The sequence below is a fragment of the Salinispora cortesiana genome, from assembly GCF_000484695.1.
Taxonomy (GTDB): Bacteria; Actinomycetota; Actinomycetes; order Mycobacteriales; family Micromonosporaceae; genus Micromonospora; species Micromonospora cortesiana.
On sequence record NZ_AXVR01000056.1, the window covers coordinates 21,221 to 27,220 of the forward strand.

Genomic DNA, 6,000 nt, shown 5'->3' on the forward strand with positions numbered 1-6,000 from the left:
ATGAGCAAGGTCCTGTGGAGCAGTTGGAGTGCTCGCCGCCCTGTCAAGGCGGAGGTCGCGGGTTCAAGTCCCGTCAGGACCGCAAACGTCGAAGGCCGCGCCAGCACGCGCGGCCTTCGACATATCGGGCAGGTGACCCGGCCGTTGGCGACCTCGACGGGCGGGTATCATGACCCGAAGCACGGCCAGGTAGCTCAGTTGGTACGAGCGTCCGACTGAAAATCGGAAGGTCGGCGGTTCGACCCCGCCCCTGGCCACATAGCCTTTCGCCGGGCTATACGGTCCCCACCAGCGGAAACGTCGGTGGGGATCTTTCTGCATCTCGATACGTACGCCGGGTGGGAACGGCTGTTCATCAGCCGAGACGGGTCGCCGCTGCGAGGTCACACCCGATCAGGCATTCGTGCGGGCTCGTAAAGGTCGGAATGGACAATCTGACGTTTCGCGACCTCCGCCACACCGGGCAGACCCTGGCCACACAGACCGGCGCCACGCTGGCGGACCTCGTGAAACGTCTCGGGCGCTCGTCCATGGCGGCGGCTCGCCGGTATCTTCACGCGGTCGACGCCTGCGACCAGGAGATCGCCAAGGCGCTGACGGAGCTGGCGGCGCATGGAGATATGGCACGTCTTTCTAAAACGATCACAATGTGACGAAGGGTGTGATATGCCGTTAAAGTGCGGGACGTGATGAAGATCATCGAGGCTGACGGGTGGATGCTGGTCGCCACTCGCGGCAGTCACCGTCAGTACAAACATCACAGCAAGCCGGGCCGGGTAACCATTCCCGGAAACCGAGTCGCGACTTGCCGCCCGGGTTGGAGTTCAGCATCCTGAAGCAAGCGGGCTTGATGGGAGGCAACAAGTGAGCGCATACGTCGTGATCATCGAGCGCGCCGAGGATGGTGGCTATGGTGCTTGGTCACCCGACCTTCCTGGCTGCGTAGCGCTCGGGGAGACCCGTAGGGAGGCTCTGGCCGATATGCGTGAGGCCATCGCTTTTCACCTGGAGGGCCTGCGAGAGGCGGGCGACCCGGTTCCGGCACCGAAAGCGGTCGGCGTTGATCTGATCGCCGCCTGATGCACGCCGAGTGTTACCAATGACCCTGGTGTCTCAGAGCACCGACTAGCACGACGGCCCACCACCGTGGCCTGGGCTGACGTTGGCCGAACCGGCTGAGTTCGTAGGTGTGGTGCGGATGGTTCATGCAGTCTCGGTGTCTTCCCCGTTACGGGCGAGGGGCCATCCAGGGGTGCGGTGGGTGGCTCTCTGCTGCCCGGCAGCCAACCCGAGTTAAGTCCGATATGTGATCTAGATCGCGATTTGCGGGAGGAAAGTCCCCCAAACGGGATGGCACGGACCTTGGCAGCGGGCCCTCGGCCCACAGGGCGGCTGGCGTCACGACGGGCTGCGGTAGCTTTGCATCCCGTGACAGCACCTGAGATCACCGTTGCCAGGCCGGAAGACCGTGAGCGTGTCGTCGGCTCACTGGTCGCCGCATTCGAGAAGGATCCCCTTCTGCGATGTTATTTTCCCGACGAGGCGACCTACCCTGAGTACGCCACCGTTTTCTTCGGGTACCTTTTCGACAAGCAGGTGAGTCAGCAAACGATCTGGACGGTTGAGCGCGGAGCGTCGGTCGCGATCTGGCAGTCGCCTGGGGCGGGGGGCGAGGAGCTGGACGACGTACTCGCCACCCATCTCCCCGCCGACGCGCTGACCCGCTACGGCGCCTTCCACCGGGCGATGGACGCGGCGCTGCCGGCAGAACCCTTCTGGTACCTCAGTGTCCTGGGCACCCATCCCGAAAGTATGGGTCGTCGATGGGGTCACGCGGTCATGTCGGTGGGGCTGGGACGCGCTGCCGCAGCGGGTCTTCCGGCGATCCTGGAAACCAGCAACCCCGACAATGTCGAGATGTATCAGCGTGCCGGCTGGGAGGTGGCGAACACCTTCGAGGAGCCCCTGCCCACCTGGATCATGCGGCAGTCGACTCACTGAGTTACCGGGCCCAACTCACCCGGCAGGACCGCCGGCGCGGCCGTTGAGCGAGGCGCCGGCGGTCATTGCCTCGATGCGCATTGGCGCTCAGCAGCAGCTCGCCTGGCTGCCGCTGCCCGCCGGTTCCTTCGCCGCAGTCGGTGTGCAGCACGCGCTTTCGGTCCCCTTCGCCCCGGTCGGGGTGCAGCACTCGCTCTCGGTCGCCTTCTGGAGCTGGTCGGAGTCGGCCTTGACGGTGTAGACCTCCCACGGCTCCTTGCCGGGGCCGTGTACCCAGACCTTGTCCTGGAGCGCGTAGCAGCACTCGGTGTTCTTCTCCTCCGAGGTGGTCAGACCAGACTCGGCGAGGCGCGTGGTCGCGGCGTTCACCTCGTCGGTGCTGGGCACCTCGACGCCCAGGTGGTCCAGCGCGGTGGGCTGGTCCGGCTCGCCCTCCAGGAGTACGAGCTTCAGCGGCGGGTTCGTCACGGCGAAGTTGGCGTACCCGGGGCGGCGCTTGGCCGGCTCGGTGTCGAACAGCTTCGAGTAGAAGGCGATCGAGCCTTCGAGGTCGGAGACGCGGAGCGCGAGCTGTACCCGGGACATGGCTTTCCTCCTGGTGGGTTCGGTCATCTGGTTGTCGGCGCGGTGGTGCGACGCCGGCTTCGCTGTCTAGATGTTTTTCGAAGCAAGCTCTAGTCTGCTCTCTGATTTGACAACTGTCAACCTAGAGATCTATCTAAACAGCTTCTCGGTTCTGTTCCGCTCCATGCCCGATCGCTGATGACCGCGCGGTGACTGGCCGCGCAACCTCGACTTCGAGCCGCGGAGCTTTCTGCCGGGGGTGAAGGATGTGGGCCGTGAGGGCGGCGACCAGGCAGAAGAACGCAGGCAGGAGGAACGTGTAGTTCAGGGGAACGAGCTGGGTGAGGGGCCCGATAATGGCTGGCCCGCTGAGCATGCCGAGGTAGCCGAGGCCCGCGACCCGGGAGACGTTGGTGCCGGCGGCGTCCGGGTCGGTGTGGCCGGCCGCGCTGAAGAGCTGCGGTACGGCGCCCGACAGCCCGACTCCGAGCAACGTCCACCCCGCCAGAGCAAGTGGGATCGACGGTGCGAGCGCGATGGTGGTCAGGGCGAGCGTGGCCAGCGCGCAGCCGTACCGGACGATGGCCACCGGGCCGAAGCGTGCGACGACGCGGTCGGTGAGAAATCGCCCAATCGTCATCGCGCTGGCGAAGGCGCCGTAGGCGAGTGCGGCGGTGGCGGCGGGTGCGTCGAGCGCGTCGCGCAGGGCCAGTGCACTCCAGTCGTTGGCGACGCCTTCGGTGAGCATCAGGATCAGCGCGAGCCCAGCGAGCGCCCAGATCCGCCGGGGGGTGCGGGCTCGGCGGCTCCTGATGGCGCTGGTGGCGGTTGACGTGCTGGCGGTCGCCGGCCGAGACAGCAGCGCGGGTGCGACGACCGCAGTGGCTGTCAGGGCGCAGAGGCTGATCATGGTCAGCGTGGTTGTCGGGCTCCAACCCCAGCTGAGAGTCCGGGCGCCGACCAACGCGGCAAGGACGCCGCCGACGGAGAACATGGCGTGGAACGCGGACATGATTGGGCGCTTGTATCCGGCTTCGACCTGAACCGCGTGGGTGTTCATGCTGACGTCCAGGCCGCCGTTGCCGATCCCCAGGATCAGTAGGGCCAGGCCCAGCGTCCCGGCGTTCCCGGCGAAAGCGGGTGGGATGAGGGCCGCGCTGCACAGCGCTGCACTGAGCGGGACGACCCGACGGGCGCCGAAGCGGTCGGTGAGCGGCCCCACGACGTGCATCCCGGCGAAGGCGCCAGCGCCGAGGAGTAGCAGGAGCCAGCCAAGCGAGGCGTGGCTGATGCCGGCTCGGTGCTCGATGACAGGGATGTGGACGATCCAGGCACCCAGGAGCAAGCCGTTGAGGGTGAAGTAGGTGAAGGTGGCCAGCCGCGCCGCCCGTAGCGATACAAACATGTGAGCGAACATAGCAAACATATTTTCTGTTCGAATCTCGAAACTTGAACGCATATAGTGTTCAATGAGGGGATGGCGAGCGTGGACCGACACCGACAGATCATCGATGCCGTACGCCGAGCCGGTCAGCTCAGCGTCGCGGAGCTGGCAGAACGAACCGGCACGTCGGAGATGACCGTCCGCCGAGACCTGGAGCTCCTGGCCGAGCAGGGCCTCCTCGAGCGCTACCGGGGTGGGGCCAGAAGCGTGCTGCTGCGCGGCGAGGAACCCCCGTTCGCACTTCGGGCAACCGACGGCGTTGAGGTCAAAGAACGAATCGCCGCGGCCGTCGCCGAGATGATCGCGGACGGCGAGGCGGTCGTCATCGACGCCGGCACCACCTGTCTTGCGGTAGCCCGCGCGCTGGCGCGGCGCCGACTGACCGTCATGCCGCTGTCCCTGCACGCGACCAACGCCCTCGTCGGCGCCCCCCAACTACGGCTGCTCATGCCCGGTGGAGAGCCCCGCCCCGGCGAGTTGGCGCTCACCGGCCCCCTGACGGAGGCGTCACTCGCCGCGCTGCGCTTCGACACCGCTATCATCGGCTGCTGCGGCCTGACCGCTGCGAATGGGCTGACCGCGTACGACCTGGCCGACGCCGCGATCAAACGCGCCGCGATAGCTTCGGCCCACCGGGTCATCGCGGTAGCCGAGGCGGCCAAACTCTCCCGTACCGCCCTCGCCCTGGTCGCTCCCGCCGCTGCGCTACACGCCGTCGTCACCACGGACGACGCCCCCGACGCGGAGGTGGACGCGCTGAAAGCCCTCGGCGTCGCCGTGCGGCGGGTGTGAGCGGGTGGCAAGAGTTGGCCGCGCTGCTGCGGTGCTGGGAATGACCTGAACATGGTCCCGCCTCTCGCCCAGCGGCGAGAGGCGGGACCGGGTTACCCGGGATCAGGTTGAGCTGGTGCCGGGGCTCAGCCCGCGCAGCCGGGGACGTTGACGCAGTTGTTGGGCCGGTTCTCGGTCACCACGGTGCCGGTGGCGGTCTCCAGGTTCACCGTGCCGCCCGCATCGTTGAAGATGCCGCCGCCGTCAACCGCAGCGGTGTTCCGGACAATTTTGCTGTCGACGACGGTGAGGATGCCGGTGGCCTCGTTGTAGATGCCGGCGCCCTCGTTGCCGGCCTGGTTGCCAACGACCTTCGTACGCCGTAGCACCATCTCGACGAGGTTGTAGAGGCCACCGCCGTCAGTGACGGCTGTGTTGTTCTTAACCAGGCTGTCCTCAATGACGATCGTGGCGCCCGGGTTCATCGCCAGGCCGCCCGCACGGGCTGTTCTGGCGGCGTTGCCGACGAGGGCGACAGACCTGAGCGTGACCTGCGCGTCGAAGTTTGCGAGGATGCCGCCCACCTCAGCGCCGCTGTTGTGGGAGACCTCGGTGTCCGTGACGGTGGCGATTCCCTCTTCGACGAGCAGGCCACCGCTCGTGTCCTCAGCGTGATTGGCGGTGATCGCGCTGCGTTCGATCCGCACCGTGCCCTCGCTGTTGATTCCGGCTCCGTCGAGTGCGGTGTTGGCATACACTCGGGTCTTTTTGACGTCGAGCGCCCCCACGCTGGTGATACCGCCGCCGACCCCGGCAGCGGTGTTCCGCTCAACGGTGGAGTGCCGGAGGTGGGTGGTGCCGTTGTTGGCGATGCCGCCGCCGTCGCCGTCGGTGATGTTGCGGGTGATGGTGCTGTGGTTGGTGGTGAGGTTGCCGCCGGGGTTGACGAGGATGCCGCCGCCGTTGTCGTCGGTCTGTCCGCCGGTGATTTTGAGTTTGTTGAGGGTGAGGTCGCCGCCGGTGTTGATGGTGAGGATTCTGAATCGGTCGGTGGCGGCGGCGCGTTCGATGGTGGTGTGTTTGCTGCCGTTGAGGGTGATGGGGGTGGTGATGGCGGGGAGTCCGGCGCCGTCGATGTCGGCGGTGAGCAGGTAGGTGCAGTCTGTGGCCAGGTCGAGGGTGGCGCCGCCGCGGGCGTTGGCGAGGGTGATCGCGGCGAT

8 protein-coding genes and 2 tRNA genes are annotated in these 6,000 nt (G+C 66.8%); 7 read left to right on the top strand and 3 right to left on the bottom strand.

Annotation, left to right across the window (positions count from 1 at the left end; genetic code table 11):
* Positions 1 to 8: 8 nt before the first annotated feature.
* The 6 genes from K228_RS0119960 to K228_RS0119980 all read left to right on the top strand — a co-directional run bounded on the left by K228_RS0119960 (position 9) and on the right by K228_RS0119980 (position 2,001).
* Positions 9 to 82, top strand: a tRNA-Asp gene (locus K228_RS0119960).
* A gap of 101 nt (positions 83 to 183) precedes the next feature.
* Positions 184 to 257 (top strand) — tRNA-Phe (locus K228_RS0119965).
* A 168-nt stretch (positions 258 to 425) separates the two neighbouring features.
* The gene (locus K228_RS0119970) at positions 426 to 653 is read left to right on the top strand and encodes a site-specific integrase (protein WP_025620032.1); all 228 of its coding nucleotides are present in this window, start codon (positions 426 to 428) and stop codon (positions 651 to 653) included.
* Positions 654 to 716: 63 nt separating this feature from the next.
* A complete protein-coding gene (locus K228_RS27530; RefSeq protein ID WP_245603522.1) occupies positions 717 to 836 on the top strand; it encodes a type II toxin-antitoxin system HicA family toxin in 120 nt (39 codons plus the stop codon).
* A gap of 28 nt (positions 837 to 864) precedes the next feature.
* Positions 865 to 1,080, top strand: coding sequence for a type II toxin-antitoxin system HicB family antitoxin (locus K228_RS0119975; protein WP_025620033.1), 216 nt, complete (start codon positions 865 to 867; stop codon positions 1,078 to 1,080).
* Positions 1,081 to 1,428: 348 nt separating this feature from the next.
* Entirely contained in the window at positions 1,429 to 2,001 is a 573-nt protein-coding gene (locus K228_RS0119980; protein ID WP_025620034.1) for a GNAT family N-acetyltransferase, read from the top strand.
* 87 nt (positions 2,002 to 2,088) lie between these two features.
* On the opposite strand, the gene K228_RS0119985 is transcribed toward K228_RS0119980, so the two are convergent.
* Positions 2,089 to 2,586, bottom strand: a complete 498-nt coding sequence (locus tag K228_RS0119985) for an ArsI/CadI family heavy metal resistance metalloenzyme (RefSeq protein WP_025620035.1) — start codon at positions 2,584 to 2,586, stop codon at positions 2,089 to 2,091.
* Between the two features lie 133 nt (positions 2,587 to 2,719).
* Positions 2,720 to 3,982 carry an MFS transporter gene (locus K228_RS0119990; protein WP_025620036.1) on the bottom strand — a complete coding sequence of 421 codons (1,263 nt, stop codon included), beginning with the start codon at positions 3,980 to 3,982 and terminating at the stop codon, positions 2,720 to 2,722.
* Between the two features lie 60 nt (positions 3,983 to 4,042).
* On the opposite strand from K228_RS0119990, the gene K228_RS0119995 reads away from it, so the two are divergent.
* Positions 4,043 to 4,801, top strand: a complete 759-nt coding sequence (locus K228_RS0119995) for a DeoR/GlpR family DNA-binding transcription regulator (RefSeq protein ID WP_025620037.1) — start codon at positions 4,043 to 4,045, stop codon at positions 4,799 to 4,801.
* Positions 4,802 to 4,926: 125 nt separating this feature from the next.
* On the opposite strand, the gene K228_RS28940 is transcribed toward K228_RS0119995, so the two are convergent.
* Positions 4,927 to 6,000 (bottom strand): hypothetical protein (locus K228_RS28940; RefSeq protein WP_025620038.1); only part of this gene is annotated, 1,074 nt, incomplete at its 5' end.